Source organism: Paraburkholderia sp. BR10937, from assembly GCF_040965695.1.
GTDB lineage: Bacteria > Pseudomonadota > Gammaproteobacteria > Burkholderiales > Burkholderiaceae > Paraburkholderia.
This window is the reverse complement of record NZ_JBFRCL010000061.1, coordinates 20,142-38,062: the sequence shown is the minus strand read 5'-3', so window position 1 is coordinate 38,062 and position 17,921 is coordinate 20,142. Positions and strand designations below refer to the sequence as shown.

Genomic DNA, 17,921 nt, shown 5'->3' with positions numbered 1-17,921 from the left:
CGCGCGCGGCGGTGAATGCGCCCCCGTGCCGTTGTGCGCGTCGCGCGAACGGTCTGGTCATCAATGAGGGCTGACTGCGGGTGTTATCCGCGCTGCTGTTGCGCCGGAAGGTCAATGCGGCACCACGGCTGCGCGGCCCAGTGTTTCGCCTCGAACGCGTCGATCGCTGCCTGCTGGCGCAGCGTCATGCCGATCATGTCGAGCCCTTCCACGAGCATCAGCTTCTGGCGCGGCGGCAGCGAGAACGCATAGCGCTCGCCCGATGGCGCGATCACGACTTCGTTTTCGACATCGATCGACACGTGCTTGTCGTCACCGCTCGCGATCTCCGCGACCAGCGCCTCGACCTGTTGCGGCGTCAGCGTGACGAGCAGCAGCCGGTTGTTCGTCGAATTGAAATAGAAGATCTCGCCATAGCCCGGTGCGATCACCGCTTCGAAACCTGCCTGCTGCAGGCCCCACACGGCGTGTTCGCGGCTCGATCCGCAGCCGAAGTTCGAGCCGCCGATCAGCACCTTGGCGCCGCGATATTCGGCGCGATTGAGCACGAAGTCCTCCCGAGCGCGGCCATCGGCATCGAAGCGCAGGTCGTACAGCAGCCCGCGCGCGAGTCCCGATTTATCGATGCCGAGCAGAAACTGCTTGGGCATGATCTGGTCGGTATCGAGGTTGTTGACCGGCAGCGGCGCGGCCACGCCCGAGATCATGAACGGCTCAGCCATGTGCAAGCTCCTTGCGAATGTCGACGATGCGGCCCGCTATCGCGGCGGCAGCGGCCATCGCGGGACTCATCAAATGCGTTTTGCTGTCGCGCCCCTGGCGCCCTTCGAAATTGCGGTTCGTCGTCGATGCACAGCGCTCCCCCGGCGCGAGCACATCGTCGTTCATCGCGAGACACATCGAGCAGCCCGGCTGGCGCCACTCGAACCCGGCGTCGATCAGCAGTTGCGCAATGCCTTCGCGCTCGGCCTGGTCGCGCACCATGCCCGAGCCCGGCACGACCATCGCGCGCACCGTCGCGGCCACCTTGCGACCGCGCACGACCTGGGCGACGGCGCGCAGATCTTCGATGCGCGCGTTCGTGCAAGAGCCGATGAAGACGCGGTCGATGGGCGTGCCTTCGATCGGCGCGCCCGCGGCGAGGCCGATGTAATCGAGCGCCTTGTGCAGCGTCGCGGCGTCGAGACCCGCGCCTTCGGCTGCCTCGGGAATACGGCCGTCCACCGGCAGCGCCTGGTCCGGGCTCGTCCCCCATGTGACGTAAGGCGCGACGCGCGCGGCGTCGAAGCGATGCTCGACATCGAAATGCGCGTCGTCATCGGAGCGCAGTTGCGACCACGCGTTGCACGCGGCATCGAGCGTCTTCGCGTCGAGGTCGCGGACCTTGCCGGCCACGTAGTCGAGCGTCGTGCGGTCGGGCGCGATCAGCGCGGCGCGCGCGCCCGCCTCCACGGTCATGTTGCAGAGAGTCATCCGCGCCTCGGCGGAGAGCCCGGCGATCGCTGCGCCCGCATATTCGACGGCGTAGCCGCGCGCGCCCTGCGCGCCGATCTTCGCAATGATGTGCAGCACGAGATCCTTCGATGTCGTTCCCGGCGGCAGCGCGCCGTCCACCACGATGCGCATGTCCTTCGCGACGCGATACACGAGCGTCTGCGTCGCCAGTACGTGCTCGACTTCCGAGGTGCCGATGCCGAAGCCGAGCGCGCCCAGTGCGCCGTAGGTCGTCGTGTGGCTGTCGCCGCACAGCACGACCATGCCGGGGCGAATCAGGCCGATCTCGGGGGCAACCACATGCTCGATCCCCTGCATGGGGTCGTGGATATCGAACAGATGAATGCCCTGCTCCACGCAATTGCGCGTGAAGTTCGCGGCCTGCTTCGCGGCGTCGACGATCTCGATCGTGCGCGCGGCCACGGGCACCGGCTTGCTGGGAATCACGTGATCGACCACGCCCATCTGCTGGCGCGGGCGGCGCACGCGCAGGCCCTTCTCACCCAGGCCCGCGAACGCTTGCGGGCTCGTGTACTCGTTCATGATGTGCAGATCGGCGTAGAGCAGAACATGCTCGGCGTCGACGATCGATACGGTATGCGAATCAACCAGCTTCCGGTAAAGCGTGTGTGAGGACATGATGAAGCCCGACTGAAGACTGAATAGTGACGAACGAGCGGATCAGCGCTGGAGAAATGGCAGCACGCGTTCGAGGAGCAACTGGGGCGCTTCTTCGGCGAGGTAGTGGCCGCACGGCAGCGCCTCGCCGCTCACGCCGGCGTTCCAGCTACGCCATTCCGCGAGCGGATCGAAACACTGACCAACGGTGCCATGCGCGCCCCACAACGCGAGGAACGGGCACACGATGCGCTTGCCCGCCGCCAGATCCGCGCGGTCGTGTTCGAGGTCGATCGTGATCGACGCCCGATAGTCCTCGCAGATGCCGTGTGCCGTCGCCGGGTCCAGGAGGCAGCGCAAATATTCCGCATAGGCCTCGGGCGCGAATGGCGCGAGCCCTGCGCTGCGCGCGCCCATGGTCTGCTTCAGATACAGATCGGGGTCGGCGCGTATGAGCGTTTCCGGAAACGGCGCCGGGCGCACGAGAAAGAACCAGTGCCAGTAAGCGCGCGCGAATTCGAACGACGTCTGCTCGTACATCGCAACGGTTGGGGCGACGTCGAGCGTGATCAGCTGCGTAACCGCGTCCGGATGATCGATCGCCATGCGCGCGGCGACGCGTCCGCCCCGGTCATGACCCACGACTGCGAACGACGGGAAGCCGAGGCCGCGCATGAGCGCAACCTGATCGAGCGCCATGCGGCGTTTCGCGTAGTTGGCGTGGTCGGGCGTGCCCTGCGGTTTGCCGCTGTCGCCGTAGCCGCGCAGGTCGGCGGCAATCACCGTGAAATGCTCCGCGAGCGTTGGCGCGACCTTGTGCCAGATGGCGTGCGTTTGCGGGTGACCGTGCAGGAGTAGCAGCGCGGGGCCGCGTCCGCCCTGAATGGCGTGAATGCGAACGCCTTCGATGTCTGCCGAAGCGTCTGTGAAACCGTCGAACATGCTTGTCTCCCGAGGTTGCATGCAGTCTAATTGATGCCTTGAACGATTGGGTTTCCGCAAAAGCAATCCAGTCGTAACTTTAAGGAACGAATTACGCAAGCCAACGGGAGCGGCGCAATGGACGCGTTTTCCGATCTGAATCTCTTCGCGCTCGTGGCGCGCAACCGCAATCTGGCGGCGGCGGCACGCGAACTGGGGGTCACGCCGCCCGCCGTGAGCAAGCGACTCGCGCAACTGGAGCAGCGCCTTGGCGTGCGGCTCGTGAACCGCACCACGCGGCGTCTGTCCCTCACGCAGGAAGGCGAGCTGTATCTCGCGAACGGCTCGCGCATCCTCGACCAACTCTCTGAACTGGAACAGCTCGTCACGCGCAGCCGCGGGGAACCGGCGGGGCTGCTGCGCGTGAACGCGTCGTTTGGCTTTGGCCGCGCGCATGTCGCGCCCGCGGTGTCCGCCTATGTCGAGCGCTTTCCCTCGATGAAGATTCAGCTGCAGTTGACGGAGCGCCCACTCAGCCTTCAGGAAGAAGGCTTCGATCTCGGCATTCGCTTCGGCGAGGTGCCCGATGCGCGCATCAACGCGCGGCTGCTGCTGAAGAACCGGCGCATCGTGTGCGCGTCGCCCGCGTATTTGAAGCAGCACGGCAAGCCGTCGGCACCGCACGATCTGACGCGCCACGCCTGCATCGTGCTGCGCGAAAACGACTCGGCATACGGAACCTGGCACTTCTCGCGCGGCAAGCGCACGGAAACCGTGAAGGTCGACGGCGCGCTGTCGAGCAACGACGGCAGCACCGTGCTGCGCTGGGCGCTCGACGGGCGCGGCATCGTCGTGCGCTCGCAGTGGGAAATCGGCGAGCATATCGAGCGCGACGAACTCGTGCCGCTGCTCACGGATTGGGCGCTGCCGAACGCCGATATCCACGCGATCTATCTCGAGCGCAACAAGCTCTCCGCGAAGCTGCGCAGTTTTGTCGATTTTCTCGGCGACTATCTGCGCGAGGCGGTCGGTGCGGAAATCGCCTAGCCGCGCGCGGCGGGGTTGAAGCTCACAAGCCGTCTGCAAACATCCACGGCGCCGCGAAGATTTCAAGCCGCACAGCTTCACGTCATCGCTCAGGCGTTCTCTCTATACTGACCCGCGTGCCGCCTGCCTCTTTCCATGACGCGCAGGCGCCGGCACGTTCCACCCGCATTGCCCATCCCTGGACGCCGCCACGTACCGCCGCGCGAAGCGCAACCGCGCGCCGATGCGCCGGCGTCTGCCTGCTTTGTGATGCTGTAAAAGAAACTGGAGAGTTTCCATGAGCACCTTCACCACCCGCGATGGCACGTCGATCTATTACAAGGATTGGGGCAGCGGCAAGCCCGTCGTCTTCTCCCACGGCTGGCCGCTGACCGCCGACGCGTGGGACGCTCAAATGCTCTTCCTCGTGCAAAACGGCTTTCGCACGATCGCGCACGACCGCCGCGGCCACGGCCGCTCCGATCAGCCCGCCAAGGGCAACGACATGGACACCTGGGCCGACGACCTGGCCGACCTGCTCGACAAGCTCGACGTGCATGACGCCACGCTCGTGGGCCACTCCACGGGCGGCGGCGAAGTCGCGCGCTACATCGGACGCCACGGCACGAAGCGCGTCTCGGGCGCAGTCCTGATCGGCGCGGTGCCGCCCATCATGATCAAGAGCGAGAAGAATCCGGGCGGCCTGCCCAAGGATGTGTTCGACGGCATCCGCAAGGGCGTGATCGACGACCGCTCGCAGTTCTTCAAGGACCTGGCCGTGCCGTTCTACGGCTACAACCGCAGCGGCGCGAAGGTCTCGCAGGGCGTGATCGATTCGTTCTGGCAGCAGGGCATGTGGGGCGGCATCCTCGCGCTGCATGACTGCGTGCACGAGTTCTCCGAAGTCGATTACACGGAAGACCTCGAGAAGTTCGACGTGCCCACACTGATCCTGCACGGCGACGACGACCAGATCGTGCCGATCGACGACGCGGGCAAGCTCTCCGCGAAGATCGTCAAGGATGCGACGCTCAAGATCTACCCGGGCGGCCCGCACGGCATGTGCACGACGATGGCCGGTCAGGTCAACGCCGACCTGCTGGCGTTTCTGAACCGCAAGTAACGCGGCGGCGCACGGCGTGAGCGCTCAACGCGCGCACGCCGTGAGCGCCTCGACGTATTGCGCCTGCCACGCCGGGTCTTGCGCGAACGCCGCGAGATCCGCGTGGAGGTCGTTGGCGTAGGCCGCCATGCACGCGCGGTTGTTTGCCTCCACCGCGCGCGGCATGACGAGAATCGCCGCCACCACGCCGCCTGCCGCCAGCGCGGCGATCGCCATACCGATCGCCCAACGCCAGGCTTCCTCCCCCGTCCCTTTTAGCGCCGCTTCGTTCATCGCTCTTCTCCTTATTGATTAGCAAGACAATCATTTGAGTTTTAAAAGAGGCGCGAACGCCTTACGCGAGTCCCTTGCGGATCTTGCGCATGCCCGTGACCGTCGACTCGAAGAGGTCCGGGCCCACTTGCGCACGCAGACGCCGCGCGACTTCGGCGCTCGCGCCGTTGATCGGGCCGTCGAGCGCCGTGGCGCCCGCCGTGGGAAAGAGTCCCCATTCGCGGCCATCGGCCTCGCCCTGGCGGCGCTCGAGCAAGTCCTTCTCGCTCAGGTTGTCGACGAGACGCGTCGCCGTGGGGCGCGCAATGCCGAGCGTTTGCGCGACTTCGCTCGCGAGGCAGCCGGGCTTCGCCAGCACGACGCGCAGCACGAAGCCTTGCGCGGGCGTGAGGCCGAACGGCGCATAAGCGGCGCTCCACTCGCGCTCGACAAGCCGCGCGAGCGCCGACGAATTGAAATAAAGGCAGTGATCGAACATGGCAGCAATGAGACCACAAATTGATTAGCAGGACAACCGTTTTCATGGACTCTGGTGAGCCTCACGGGGCAAAATTCTTATATAAGACTCCCCGATTCACTTCCCTTTTCACAAGGGTCTTTACCAACTTGACAGTCAATCAAGGGTACGATCCACAAAACCATGGAGGCGCAGCCGAAACATCGGTATCGGCTCGCAAAGCCTTATAGAACGGGGCTCCGAGGCGGAAACGTTTTCAGCGCGCGGCGCGCCGATCAAGGCAAACGCGCCGACTTTCCGGTCAATTAACATTGCGCAAGCGCTTTCCACGATATGAAATACATGCACGCTTGCCCCCCGGCCCGCTGCAAATTGAGGCAAAATCCAGGTGTTTCGCCGACTGCGCGCAGCCGGTGGTGTTATCACCCCGTTTTTGAACCCCGCCAAGAAGCCGATGAGTACCCAGCAACCCACCATCATCTATACCCTGACCGATGAAGCGCCGCTGCTCGCCACCAGCGCGTTTCTGCCGATCATCCGCACTTTCGCTGCGCCGGCCGGCGTGAACGTCGAGACCAGCGATATCTCCGTTGCGGGCCGTATCCTCGGCGAGTTCCCGGAATTCCTCACGGAAGAACAGCGCGTGCCGGACAACCTGGCCGAACTGGGCCGTCTGACGCAGTTGCCGGAAACGAACATCATCAAGCTGCCGAACATCAGCGCATCGGTGCCGCAGCTCGTCGCCGCGATCAAGGAACTCCAGGGCAAGGGCTACAAGGTCCCCGACTTCCCCGAAGATCCGAAGACCGACGAAGAAAAGGCGATCCAGAAGCGCTATTCGAAGTGCCTCGGTTCGGCCGTGAACCCGGTGCTGCGCGAAGGCAACTCGGACCGCCGCGCACCGCTCGCGGTCAAAAACTACGCGAAGAAGCATCCGCACAGCATGGGCGAGTGGAGCATGGCTTCGCGCACCCACGTCGCGCACATGAAGCACGGCGACTTCTACCACGGCGAAAAGTCGATCACGAACGACAAGGACCGCGAAGTCCGCATGGAGCTCGTGACGAAGGCCGGCGAAACCATCGTGCTCAAGCCGAAGGTCAAGCTGCAAGCCGGCGAAATCGTCGACAGCATGTTCATGAGCAAGAAGCATCTGCTGGCCTTCTACGAAGACCAGATGGAAGACGCGCGCAAGACCGGCGTCATGCTCTCGCTGCACGTGAAGGCGACCATGATGAAGGTTTCGCACCCCATCGTGTTCGGCCACGCCGTGCGCGTGTTCTACAAGGACGCGTTCGCCAAGCACGCCAAGCTCTTCGAAGAACTCGGCGTGAACGTGAACAACGGCCTCGTCGATCTCTACACGAAGATCGAAAAGCTGCCGGAATCGCAGCGCGAAGAAGTCATCCGCGACATGCACGCATGCCACGAGCACCGTCCGGCGCTCGCTATGGTCGACTCGGCCAAGGGCATCTCGAACCTGCACGCACCGAACGACGTGATCGTCGACGCTTCGATGCCGGCCATGATCCGCGCAGGCGGCAAGATGTGGGGCGCCGACGGCCGCCCGGCCGACACGAAGTGCCTGATTCCGGAAAGCACGTTCGCGCGCATCTACCAGGAAATCATCAACTTCTGCAAGACCAACGGCGCATTCGACCCGCGCACGATGGGCACGGTGCCGAACGTCGGCCTGATGGCGCAGAAGGCTGAGGAGTACGGTTCGCACGACAAGACGTTCGAGATCACACAGGACGGCACGGCGCGCATCGTCGACAACGCCACGGGCGAAGTGCTCGAAGCGCTCACGCAGCCGGTCGAGCAAGGCGACATCTGGCGTATGTGCCTCGTGAAGGACGAGCCGATCCGCGACTGGGTCAAGCTCGCCGTCACGCGCGCGAAGAACTCGAACACGCCGGCCGTGTTCTGGCTCGACCCGTACCGTCCGCACGAAAACGAAGTGATCAAGAAGGTCGAAACGTACCTGAAGGATTACGATCTGACCGGCCTCGACATCCAGATCATGTCGCAAGTCCGCGCCATGCGTTACACGCTCGAGCGCGTAATCCGCGGCCTCGACACGATCTCGGTCACCGGCAACATCCTGCGCGACTACCTGACCGACCTGTTCCCGATCATGGAACTGGGCACTTCGGCGAAGATGCTCTCGATCGTTCCGCTGATGGCCGGCGGCGGCATGTACGAAACGGGCGCCGGCGGTTCGGCTCCGAAGCACGTGCAGCAACTGGTGCAGGAAGACCACCTGCGCTGGGACTCGCTCGGCGAATTCCTCGCGCTGGCCGTCTCGCTGGAAGACCTCGGCATCAAGACGAACAACGCGCGCGCCAAGCTGCTCGCGAAGACGCTCGACGCCGCCACCGGCAAGCTGCTCGACAACAACAAGGGCCCGTCGCCGAAGACCGGTGAGCTGGACAACCGCGGCAGCCAGTTCTATCTCTCGATGTACTGGGCGCAGGAACTGGCCGCACAGAAGGACGACGCGGAACTCGCGGCGCACTTCGCGCCGCTGGCGAAGGCATTGGCCGAGAACGAGCAGAAGATCGTGGGCGAGCTGGCCGCGGTTCAGGGCAAGCCGGTCGATATCGGCGGCTACTACAAGCCGGACTTCGCGAAGCTTGCTGAAGTCATGCGCCCGAGCGCGACGTTCAACGCCGCACTTGCTGCTGCTGCGAAGTAAGTGATGGAACCCGCCCCCGTGCGTTGCGCGGGGGACATGCGCCATAAACGAATCGAGCCTCCCACGTCACCGTGGGAGGCTCGATTTTTTTGCCCCTCCTGTTCGAGGCGAGCCGCGCGGCCCGCCCCTCATTCGAGGCTCAGTCGTCCAGCAGCGAGAGATCGCGCACGGCGCCCTTGTCTGCCGACATCACGAGCCTGGCGTAGGCCTTCAGCGCCGCCGACACCTTGCGCGGACGCGCCTTCGCCGGCTTCCAGCCCTTCGCGTTCTGTTCTTCGCGGCGGCGCGCGAGTTCCTCGTCCGAGACCAGCACGTTGATCGTGCGGTTCGGAATGTCGATGCGGATCTTGTCGCCGTCGCGCACGAGGCCGATCGCGCCGCCCGCCGCCGCTTCCGGCGAGCAGTGGCCGATCGAGAGGCCCGAGGTGCCGCCCGAGAAGCGGCCGTCGGTCAGCAGCGCGCACGCCTTGCCGAGGCCCTTCGACTTGATGTAGCTCGTCGGGTAGAGCATTTCCTGCATGCCGGGGCCGCCCTTCGGGCCTTCGTAGCGCACGATCACCACGTCGCCGGCCTTGACCTTGTCGGCGAGGATGTTTTCCACCGCTTCGTCCTGCGATTCGGTCACGTGAGCCGTGCCTTCGAACACGAGGATGCTGTCGTCCACGCCCGCGGTCTTCACCACGCAGCCGTCGAGCGCGATGTTGCCGGTCAGCACGGCGAGGCCGCCTTCCTTCGAGAACGCGTGCTCGTACGAGCGGATGCAGCCTTCGGCGCGGTCCGAGTCGAGGCTCGGCCAGCGCGTGTTCTGGCTGAACGCGACCTGGGTGGGAACGCCGGCCGGGCCAGCCATGTAGAACGTCTTGACCGCTTCGTCCTGGGTGCGCGTGATATCCCATTGCGCGAGCGCGTCGCCGAGCGTCGGCGTGTGCACGGTCGGCACGTCGGTGTGCAGCTTGCCGGCGCGCTCCAGTTCACCGAGGATCGCCATGATGCCGCCGGCGCGGTGCACGTCTTCGATGTGGTACTTATTCGTGTTCGGCGCGACCTTGCACAGCTGCGGCACGACGCGCGAAAGGCGGTCGATGTCGGCCATGCCGAACTCGATGCCCGCTTCCTGCGCAATGGCCAGCAAGTGGAGGATGGTGTTGGTCGAGCCGCCCATGGCGATGTCGAGCGTCATGGCGTTTTCGAATGCCTTGAAGCCCACCGAGCGCGGCAGCACGCGCTCGTCTTCCTGCTCGTAGTACTGGCGCGCGAGTTCGACGATGCGGCGGCCGGCGCGCTTGAAGAGCTGCTCGCGGTCGGCGTGCGTGGCGACCACGGTGCCGTTGCCCGGCAGCGAGAGGCCCAGCGCCTCGGTCAGGCAGTTCATCGAGTTGGCCGTGAACATGCCCGAGCACGAACCGCAGGTCGGGCAGGCGGAGCGCTCGACTTCGGCCACTTCGGCGTCGGAGTACTTGGTGTCGGCCGCGATCACCATGGCGTCGATCAGGTCGAGCTTCTTGACCTCGATGGCCTTCGTGACGGGGTTCGCGAGGCGCGTCTTGCCCGCTTCCATCGGGCCGCCCGAGACGAAGATCACGGGGATGTTCAGGCGCATGGCGGCCATCAGCATGCCCGGGGTGATCTTGTCGCAGTTCGAGATGCAGACCATGGCGTCGGCGCAGTGCGCGTTGACCATGTATTCGACGGAATCCGCGATGATGTCGCGGCTCGGCAGCGAATACAGCATGCCGTCGTGGCCCATGGCGATGCCGTCATCGACGGCGATCGTGTTGAATTCCTTGGCCACGCCGCCCGCGGATTCGATTTCGCGCGCAACGAGCTGGCCGAGGTCTTTCAGGTGCACGTGGCCGGGCACGAACTGGGTGAACGAGTTGACGACCGCGATGATCGGCTTGGCAAAGTCTTCGTCTTTCATGCCGGTGGCGCGCCAGAGGGAGCGCGCACCTGCCATGTTGCGGCCGGCGGTGGAAGTTTTGGAACGGTATGCGGGCATTGTGGCTGTAGGAGAAAAATCGCAGAAAGGAAGCGGGCCACGGGATTAAAGGCCCCACGCACGCCCTTGCGAACAACCTCTTGAGCTGCGCTCTGGGCAGAACTCACAATTATCCCACAGGGATGGGCACCTCGCTGGATCGGCCGGCGGCGGTCGTGGGGTGCAGTTGGTACGCCCGAAGGCACCCCCCGGGCGTCGGCCGTTCCCTCAGGGTTGCCGAACCTTGCCGAATCGACACGCCTGCACCACTATTCTTCGTCAAACCCGCGTGACGGAGAGAGCCCATGTCCCTGCAGAACATCAAGCATGTCGTTGTCGTGATGTTCGAAAACCGTTCGTTCGATACGATGCTCGGCGGCCTGTATACGAACGGCAGCAGCGCCACGCATTTCCTGCCCGCCGCCAGCGCGGAACGGCCATTCGACGGGCTCAAGGCGGGCCTGAGCAACCTGACCAAGGCAGGCGCCACCATTGCCGCCGCCACGCCGGCCGCCACGGCCACGCTGCCCGACCCCGATCCGCAGGAGACGTTCGCGAACGTGCGCATGCAACTGCTCGGCAACGCGGCAGGCGCATCGCCCATGTCGGGCTTCGTGCAAGACTACGAAACGACCGCGACGACCGACGCAAGCCAGGTCATGCAGTGCCACAGCCCCGATCAGTTGAAGGTGCTTTCGACGCTCGCACGCGAATACGCCGTCTGCGACGCCTGGTTCGCCCCTGTGCCGAGCCAGACCTGGCCGAACCGCGCCTTCGCCCATGCGGGCACGTCGAACGGCCACGTCGACAACGGCACGCCGCCCGATCCGTTCGAGTGGCAGGTGCGCACCATCTTCAACGTGCTGGGCGACATGGGCGCGAGCTGGGCCGTGTACAGCGCCGCCCTCGTCGCGCCCTCGCTCACGCTCACGATGTTCCCGACGTTATGGGATCCGAAATACAAGGCGAACTTCCAGCGCTTCAGCAACTTCGTCTCCGACTGCCAGAACAACACGCTGCCGCAGTATTCGTTCATCGAGCCGCGTTTTCTGCTCGATCCCAACGACCAGCACCCGCCGCACGACGTCTATGCGGGCGAGAGCTTTCTCTACGACATCTGGCATGCGTTGAGCACCTCGCCCGCATGGCCCGAAACGCTGCTCGTGATCACCTACGACGAGCACGGCGGCACCTACGACCACGTGCTGCCGCCCGCCAACGCCGTGGCGCCCGATGCCGCGAGCAAGCCCGGCGACCAGAACTTCGCCTTCGACAGCTTCGGCGTGCGCGTGCCGGCGGTCGTGGTGTCGCCGTATATCGCGCCGGGCACCGTGTTCCGCTCGCCTGGCGCCACCCCCTACGACCACACGTCGATTCTCGCCACACTGCGCGACTGGCTCGCCATCGCGCCCGCCGACATGCTCGCGAGCCAGCGCGTGGCCGCCGCGCCCACGCTCGCTGCGCTGCTCACGCTGGACGCGCCGCGCACCGACGTGCCGGCCATCGCCGCGCCGCCCGCTTCCGGATTCATCGCCACCAATCTCGCCCGCCCGCTCAACGACCTGCAAAAGAGTCTCGTGAGCGGCACGGCGCGGCGCTCGGGGCTCGACCCGGCCGCCACGCTCGAGACCATGCCGACCCGCCAGCACGCCTTGGACTTCTTCCACAACCTGCTGTCGTCCGACCAACCCTGAGCCGACGAGAAAACCAAAGGCCGCCTCAGGCTTCGCCCAGACCTTCCTGCGAAATCAACGCGAGCAGCACATCGGAAAACGCGTTGGCGGCGAGCGTGCTCGATGCACGCCGCCGCTTGAGCAGCGCGACGGTGCGCTGTGGCAACGCCGGCCTGACGGGCAGCGTGACGAGCCCGCGATGCTCGCGCAGCACCGCCGAAGGCAGCAGCGTAGCGAGCGTGCCGTCCTTCACGAGCTTGAGCACCGTGCCCACCGAATTGGCTTGCAGCATCACGCGCGGAATCAGCTGGTGCGCGCGGAAATAGGCATCGGCGAAGCGCCGCACCACGAAGTCGGGGCTCAACAGCGCAAGCGGCATCGTCCCCAGTTGCTCGGCCGTCACCTCCGCGCGGCGGCGCGCCAGCGGATGGCGCGTGGCCACGAGCAGCGCCATGTGCTCGGCAAACAGCGGACGCACTTCGATTTCGTCGGAGCGCACATCCGTGAAGCCGATGCCGAGATCGAGTTCGTCACGCTCGAGTCCGCCTTCGATATCTTCGAGCGGCCGCTCGCTCACATCGAGCGCAATGGCCGGGTGCGCCTCGCGAAAGCCGCGCAGCGCCGGGCCGATCAGATATTCCGCGAAGGTCGGGGTATAGGCGAGCCGCAGCAGGCCGCGCGTGAGGTCGCGCACCTCGTTCAGCGCGCGCTTGCCGGCGTCGAGATGCGCGAGCGCCTGGCGCGCGTGTTCGATGTACGCGCGTCCGAATTCGGTGAGGCTGATGGCGCGGCCGCTGCGGTCGAACAGCGCGCCGCCGAGATCGTTTTCCAGCTGGCGGATCTGCTGCGAGAGCGCCGGCTGCGAGACGTGCAGCACTTCGGCTGCGCGCGTGAAATTCTTCAACTCCGCCACGGTGAGCACGTAGCGTATCGAGCGAAGCATCAAGATGGCTGCCTCCCGAATATCTCCGGTTTTTTCATAAGGCGCGCTTATCGTGACGATCCGAATATCGTCTTGGACGTGGACGCGCGCCCTGAGCAAAATGGTTTGCGATAGCGGCGATGCGGTGCGCGATACGCACGGCGTCGGCCGCCGGACACCATTCTACCGGGGGACAAACGGATGTTCGAGTCGATCTCGATGAGCGTGGTGGCGGTGTTCGCAGGCTCGTGCCTGACGTTTCTGATCGCCATCCTGCTGCCCGAACCCGTCGTGGCCAAAGGCGCCCAGGGCGGCCTTTATGCCGGGCTCGGCAAAGAAGACGAAAGCTTCGCGCGCATGGACCAGGCGCGCACGCGCCGCTTTCGCGCGCTGCAGACGTGGCGCGCAGGCAGCCGGTCCTCGCCGGGCCGCACCGAAGCCGCGCCGCGCCCCTTCAATAGACGTCGCGCAGGTAGCGCTTGTCCCGCCCGAGCGCAGTGACGTAGTCGTGCGCGGCCTCGGCGCTCATGCCGCCATGGCGCGCCACCACCTCCCTGAGCGCCGTATCCACGTCCTTCGCCATGCGGCTCGCATCGCCGCACACGTAGAGGTGCGCCCCATCCTGCAGCCAGGCCCATAGCTGCGCGCCCTGCTCGCGCATGCGGTCCTGCACGTAGACCTTCTCGCTCTGGTCGCGCGAAAACGCGAGATCGAGCCGGTCGAGGTGGCCGTCCTTGCGCATCTGTTCCAGTTCGTCGCGGTAGTAGAAGTCGGTGGCCGCGTGCTGCTCGCCGAAGAACAGCCAGTTGCGGCCCGTGTCGCCGCGCGCCTGGCGCTCGTGCAGGAAGGCGCGGAAGGGCGCGACGCCCGTGCCGGGACCGACCATGATCATCGGCGTGTCGCCGCTGCGCGGCGGGCGGAAGTGCGTGCTCTTCTGCACGAACACGGGGACGCTGCTCTCCTGCGCGCGGTCGGCGAGGAAGGTCGAGGCCACGCCCTTGCGCTCGCGGCGGCCGTTGTTGTAGCGCACGGCCGAAACGGTCAGATGCACTTCGCCCGCATGGGCCTTCGGGCTCGACGATATCGAATAGAGCCGCGGCTGCAGGCGCTTGAGCATGCCGAGCAGTTCGGACGCGTTCATGTCGACGGGATATTCGTGGAGCACGTCGGCGAGCTGCTGGCCCCAGAGCCAGTTGCGCAGATCACCTTTGCGCGAATCGTCGAGCATCTCGGCGAGGCCCCGCGAGCGCGTGCGCGACGCAATGAATGCGAGCGCATCGGGGTTCGGTCGCGCGATCTCGTAGTGCTTGCCGAGCGCCTCGCCAAGGCGCATCTCGCCATGGCCGCTCACGGCGACCGGCGTGTCGGCGGCGAGGCGCGTGAGGTCCAGCAACTCGTCGACGAGCGCGGGACAGTTGGTGGGCCACACGCCGAGCGCGTCGCCCGCTTCATAGTCGAGGCCCGCCTCGCCCGTTGCGAGCGAGAAGTAGCGCGTGTCTTTCGTCGCGCCCTTCATGTTCAGGCGCGCGTTCTTCAGCAGCTTCGAGGTGGCCGGGCGTGCCTTGGTCGCCGCGCAGCCGGGCAGCACCTCGGGAATCGAACCGTCGGCGGGCACTGCGTGCAGCGCCGCGTCCTCCTGCTTGATGCGCACGACGATGCGCTCGAGCCATGCATCGGCGGCGCTCTGGTATTCGCTGTCGCAATCCACGCGCTCCATGAGCCGCGTGGCGCCCAGCGCCTCGAGGCGCGCGTCGAGCTTGCGCCCGTGGCCGCAGAACGCGTCGTAGTTGCGGTCGCCGAAGGCGAGCACGGAGAAGCGCAGCGAGGCGAGGCGAGGCGCGTTGTCCGCCGCGAGCGCGCTCCAGAAGGCCGCGCCGTTGTCGGGCGCGTCGCCGTCGCCGAACGTGCTCGTCATCAGCAGGACGTATTGCGCCCCGGCGAGGTTCGCGAGCGGGTAATCGGCCATGCAGGCCGTGCGAATCTCGAAGCCCGACTCCATCAGTTGCGTCGCGTATTGCTCGACGAGCGATTCGACGTTGCCCGTCTGCGAAGCCCACAGCAGCACGACCTTGGGGCGCGTATGGGCGATGCGCACGCCATGCGGCTTTTCTTCGGGAGCATCCGGCACCGCGAGCGCAGTCGTGCGTGCGACGGGCTCGCCGCGGCTGAACAGGCCCGCCAGCAGGCCGTCCAGCCAGACGCGCGTGTCGGCGGGAAACGGCGCGTGCACGGGCAGCATGGGCACGCCAACGGGCTCGGCCGCCCGCAACGCGCGCAGGCCGCCTACGAAGCCCGCGAGGTACTGGCGCTGCACGTCGCCCAGCTGCGGCGCGGCGACGTCGTCGAGACCGAGTAGCGTCGAAAAGGCATCGATACGGGACATGTCGAGTTCCTGGGACGGGTTGACGGCTTGCGGCGCGCCGGCGTCGAACGTGGCCGACGCAACGGCGGCATCGGTGCCATCCGGTACGCGTGTGGTCTCGCGCGGCGCGGATGGCGGGCCGACGCGCGAGAGCGCGACCGCGCAGAATTTCAGTTCGGGCTGCTGGGAAATCGGATCGATCGCATCGCTCGTGACGGCGTTCACGCAAAGCTCCTCGCCATACACGTCGTTCCAGTGCATGGGCGCGAAGCAGTTGCCGGGACGCACGCGCTCGGTCACCACGGCGGGCAGCACCACGCGGCCGCGGCGCGAGCGCACTTCCACGCGATCCTTCGCGGCGATGCCGAGCGCGGCGGCATCCTCGGGATGAATCTCGACGAACGGGCCCGGGTTGAGCTTGTTGAGCATCGGCACCTTGCCGGTCTTCGTCATGGTGTGCCACTGGTGCTGCAGGCGGCCCGTGTTGAACACGACCGGGAACGTGTCATCGGGCAGTTCGGCAGGCACAACATGGGGACGCGCGAGGAACACGCCCTTACCGTGCGGCGTGGCGAACGCGATGCGGGGACGCGTGCCGTCGGCGTTTTCCTTGAGCGTCTGGCTCACGCCGTCGTTCACATAGCGCAGCGGGTTGCGGTCGCTCGCGGCATCCGGCGCGATGGGCCATTGCAGCGGTGTTTCGCGCAGCTTCGCGTGGCTCGCGCCGCGCAGGTCGTAGCCCGTGTTCGGATTCGCGAAGCGCGTGATTTCGTCGAACACCTCGGCGGCGCTCGCGTAGCTGAACGCCTGCGCAAAACCCATCTCGCAGGCCACGCGCGCGATGATCTGCCAGTCGGGCAGCGCCTCGCCCGGCGGCTCGACGGCCTGCTGCATGAGCGTCAAGTTGCGCTCGGAGTTGATCATCACGCCCTCGGCCTCGGCCCAGAGCGCGCCGGGCAGCAGCACGTCGGCGTACTGATTCGTTTCGGTGTCCAGAAAAGCGTCCTGGGCGATCACGAGTTCGGCGGCCTTCAGGCCCGCCACCACCGTTTGCCGGTTCGAGACGCTCGCCACCGGGTTCGTGCAGATGATCCAGCACGCCTTGATCTCGCCCGCGGCCATGCGCGAGAACATGTCGACGGTGCCGCCGCCCACCTTCACGGGCAGCGTGCCGGGCGCCACGCCCCACGCCGCTTCGACGAACGCGCGGTCTTCTTGCGCGAGCACCGTGCGCTGGCCGGGCAAGCCGGGGCCCATGTAGCCCATCTCGCGCCCGCCCATGGCGTTGGGCTGCCCCGTGAGCGAGAACGGTCCGCTGCCGGGACGGCAAATCTTGCCCGTCGCGAGATGCAGGTTGCAGATCGCGTTGGTGCTCCACGTGCCGTGCGTGCTCTGGTTCAGGCCCATGGTCCAGCAGCTCATCCACTCGGGCGCTTCGCCGATCATCTGCGCGGCGCGGCGAATGTCGTCGACGGCGAGACCCGTGATCTCGGCGACCTTTTCCGGCGTGTAGTCGTCGAGGAACGCGGGCATTGCGTCCCATCCTTCGGTGTACTGTGCGATGAAATCCGCATCGGTGTGGCCGTGCTTGTGCAGCAGGTGCAGCAGGCCATTGAGCAGCGCGAGATCGGTGCCCGGCGCGATCTGCAGGAACAGCGACGCCTTCTCGGCGCTCGCCGTGCGCCGCGGGTCCACCACGATGAGCTTCGCGCCCGCCTTCACGCGGTCCATCATGCGCAGGAACAGGATCGGATGGCAATCCGCCATGTTTGCGCCGATCACGAAGAAGAGATCGGCGCGATCGAAGTCCTGATACGAACCCGGCGGCCCGTCCGCGCCGAGCGAGAGCTTGTAGCCGCTGCCCGCGCTCGCCATGCACAGGCGCGAGTTCGACTCGATGTTGTTGGTGCGCACAAAGCCCTTGGCGAGCTTGTTCACGAGGTACTGCGCCTCGATCGACATCTGCCCGGAAACGTAGAACGAGAGCGCATCGGGGCCGTGCGCGTCGAGCGTCGAGCGCAGGCGGCGCGCCGTATCGGCGATGGCCTGCGCGAGCGGCAGCGGCACCGGGTCCTCGTCGCGCGCGTGGCGTACGAAGGCGCGCTCGAGGCGCCCCGACTTGCGCAGTGCCACGTGCGCCGACGAACCCTTCGTGCAGAGGCGGCCGAAGTTGGCCGGATGCTCGGCGTCGCCGGAGATCTTCGCGACCTGGCCGTCCTCGACGTGCAGGATCATCCCGCAGCCTACGCCGCAGTACGGGCAAACGCTCTTTACGCTCTCGCTGCTCATGCCATCGATCGATATCAGCTTGAATTCGGGGCGCGCGGCGCATCCTGCACGCCGCGAGTTTGTCACTTCCTTTGTCACTTCAGTCGG

The 17,921-nt window shown here is 66.0% G+C and carries 13 protein-coding genes; 5 read left to right on the top strand and 8 right to left on the bottom strand.

What is annotated here, in order from left to right; translation table 11 throughout:
* Window positions 1–83: 83 nt before the first annotated feature.
* Genes leuD through AB4Y44_RS34615 form a run of 3 tightly spaced genes read right to left on the bottom strand, consistent with a single transcriptional unit; the run spans window position 84 to window position 3,054 of the window.
* Complete coding sequence (gene leuD / locus AB4Y44_RS34625) at window positions 84–722, bottom strand: 3-isopropylmalate dehydratase small subunit (protein ID WP_342922685.1); 639 nt, start codon at window positions 720–722, stop codon at window positions 84–86.
* Window positions 715–2,133, bottom strand: a complete 1,419-nt coding sequence (gene leuC / locus AB4Y44_RS34620) for a 3-isopropylmalate dehydratase large subunit (protein WP_342922684.1) — start codon at window positions 2,131–2,133, stop codon at window positions 715–717. Before leuC ends, leuD begins: the two co-directional genes overlap by 8 nt.
* Before the next feature lie 42 nt (window positions 2,134–2,175).
* Complete coding sequence (locus AB4Y44_RS34615; protein WP_342922683.1) at window positions 2,176–3,054, bottom strand: alpha/beta hydrolase; 879 nt, start codon at window positions 3,052–3,054, stop codon at window positions 2,176–2,178.
* 117 nt (window positions 3,055–3,171) lie between these two features.
* Between AB4Y44_RS34615 and AB4Y44_RS34610 the strand changes: the two genes are divergently transcribed.
* A complete protein-coding gene (locus AB4Y44_RS34610) occupies window positions 3,172–4,080 on the top strand; it encodes a LysR family transcriptional regulator (protein WP_342922682.1) in 909 nt (302 codons plus the stop codon).
* A 277-nt stretch (window positions 4,081–4,357) separates the two neighbouring features.
* The gene (locus AB4Y44_RS34605; RefSeq protein WP_368702048.1) at window positions 4,358–5,182 is read left to right on the top strand and encodes an alpha/beta fold hydrolase; all 825 of its coding nucleotides are present in this window, start codon (window positions 4,358–4,360) and stop codon (window positions 5,180–5,182) included.
* A 24-nt stretch (window positions 5,183–5,206) separates the two neighbouring features.
* Here the strand turns inward: AB4Y44_RS34605 and AB4Y44_RS34600 are convergent, their stop codons facing one another.
* Entirely contained in the window at window positions 5,207–5,455 is a 249-nt protein-coding gene (locus AB4Y44_RS34600) for a hypothetical protein (RefSeq protein ID WP_342922681.1), read from the bottom strand.
* Window positions 5,456–5,516: 61 nt separating this feature from the next.
* On the bottom strand, window positions 5,517–5,933 hold the full coding sequence (locus AB4Y44_RS34595) for a MarR family winged helix-turn-helix transcriptional regulator (protein ID WP_368702047.1): 417 nt from the start codon (window positions 5,931–5,933) through the stop codon (window positions 5,517–5,519).
* Between the two features lie 433 nt (window positions 5,934–6,366).
* Between AB4Y44_RS34595 and AB4Y44_RS34590 the strand changes: the two genes are divergently transcribed.
* Window positions 6,367–8,610: an NADP-dependent isocitrate dehydrogenase gene (locus AB4Y44_RS34590; RefSeq protein WP_342922679.1), complete on the top strand. Its 2,244-nt coding sequence runs from the start codon at window positions 6,367–6,369 to the stop codon at window positions 8,608–8,610.
* A 139-nt stretch (window positions 8,611–8,749) separates the two neighbouring features.
* Here AB4Y44_RS34590 and ilvD read toward each other — a convergent pair whose 3' ends face one another.
* Window positions 8,750–10,609, bottom strand: a complete 1,860-nt coding sequence (ilvD, locus tag AB4Y44_RS34585; RefSeq protein ID WP_342922678.1) for a dihydroxy-acid dehydratase — start codon at window positions 10,607–10,609, stop codon at window positions 8,750–8,752.
* Window positions 10,610–10,893: 284 nt separating this feature from the next.
* Here ilvD and AB4Y44_RS34580 point away from each other — a divergent pair, with 284 nt between their 5' ends.
* A complete protein-coding gene (locus AB4Y44_RS34580; RefSeq protein WP_368702046.1) occupies window positions 10,894–12,282 on the top strand; it encodes an alkaline phosphatase family protein in 1,389 nt (462 codons plus the stop codon).
* A gap of 25 nt (window positions 12,283–12,307) precedes the next feature.
* Here AB4Y44_RS34580 and cynR read toward each other — a convergent pair whose 3' ends face one another.
* On the bottom strand, window positions 12,308–13,204 hold the full coding sequence (gene cynR / locus AB4Y44_RS34575) for a transcriptional regulator CynR (protein ID WP_342922676.1): 897 nt from the start codon (window positions 13,202–13,204) through the stop codon (window positions 12,308–12,310).
* A 180-nt stretch (window positions 13,205–13,384) separates the two neighbouring features.
* Between cynR and AB4Y44_RS34570 the strand changes: the two genes are divergently transcribed.
* Entirely contained in the window at window positions 13,385–13,684 is a 300-nt protein-coding gene (locus tag AB4Y44_RS34570; RefSeq protein WP_342922675.1) for a hypothetical protein, read from the top strand.
* Here AB4Y44_RS34570 and AB4Y44_RS34565 read toward each other — a convergent pair.
* Window positions 13,638–17,834, bottom strand: coding sequence for a molybdopterin-dependent oxidoreductase (locus tag AB4Y44_RS34565; RefSeq protein WP_368702045.1), 4,197 nt, complete (start codon window positions 17,832–17,834; stop codon window positions 13,638–13,640). The two genes, AB4Y44_RS34570 and AB4Y44_RS34565, sit on opposite strands and share 47 nt — an antisense overlap.
* Between the last annotated feature and the right edge of the window lie 87 nt (window positions 17,835–17,921).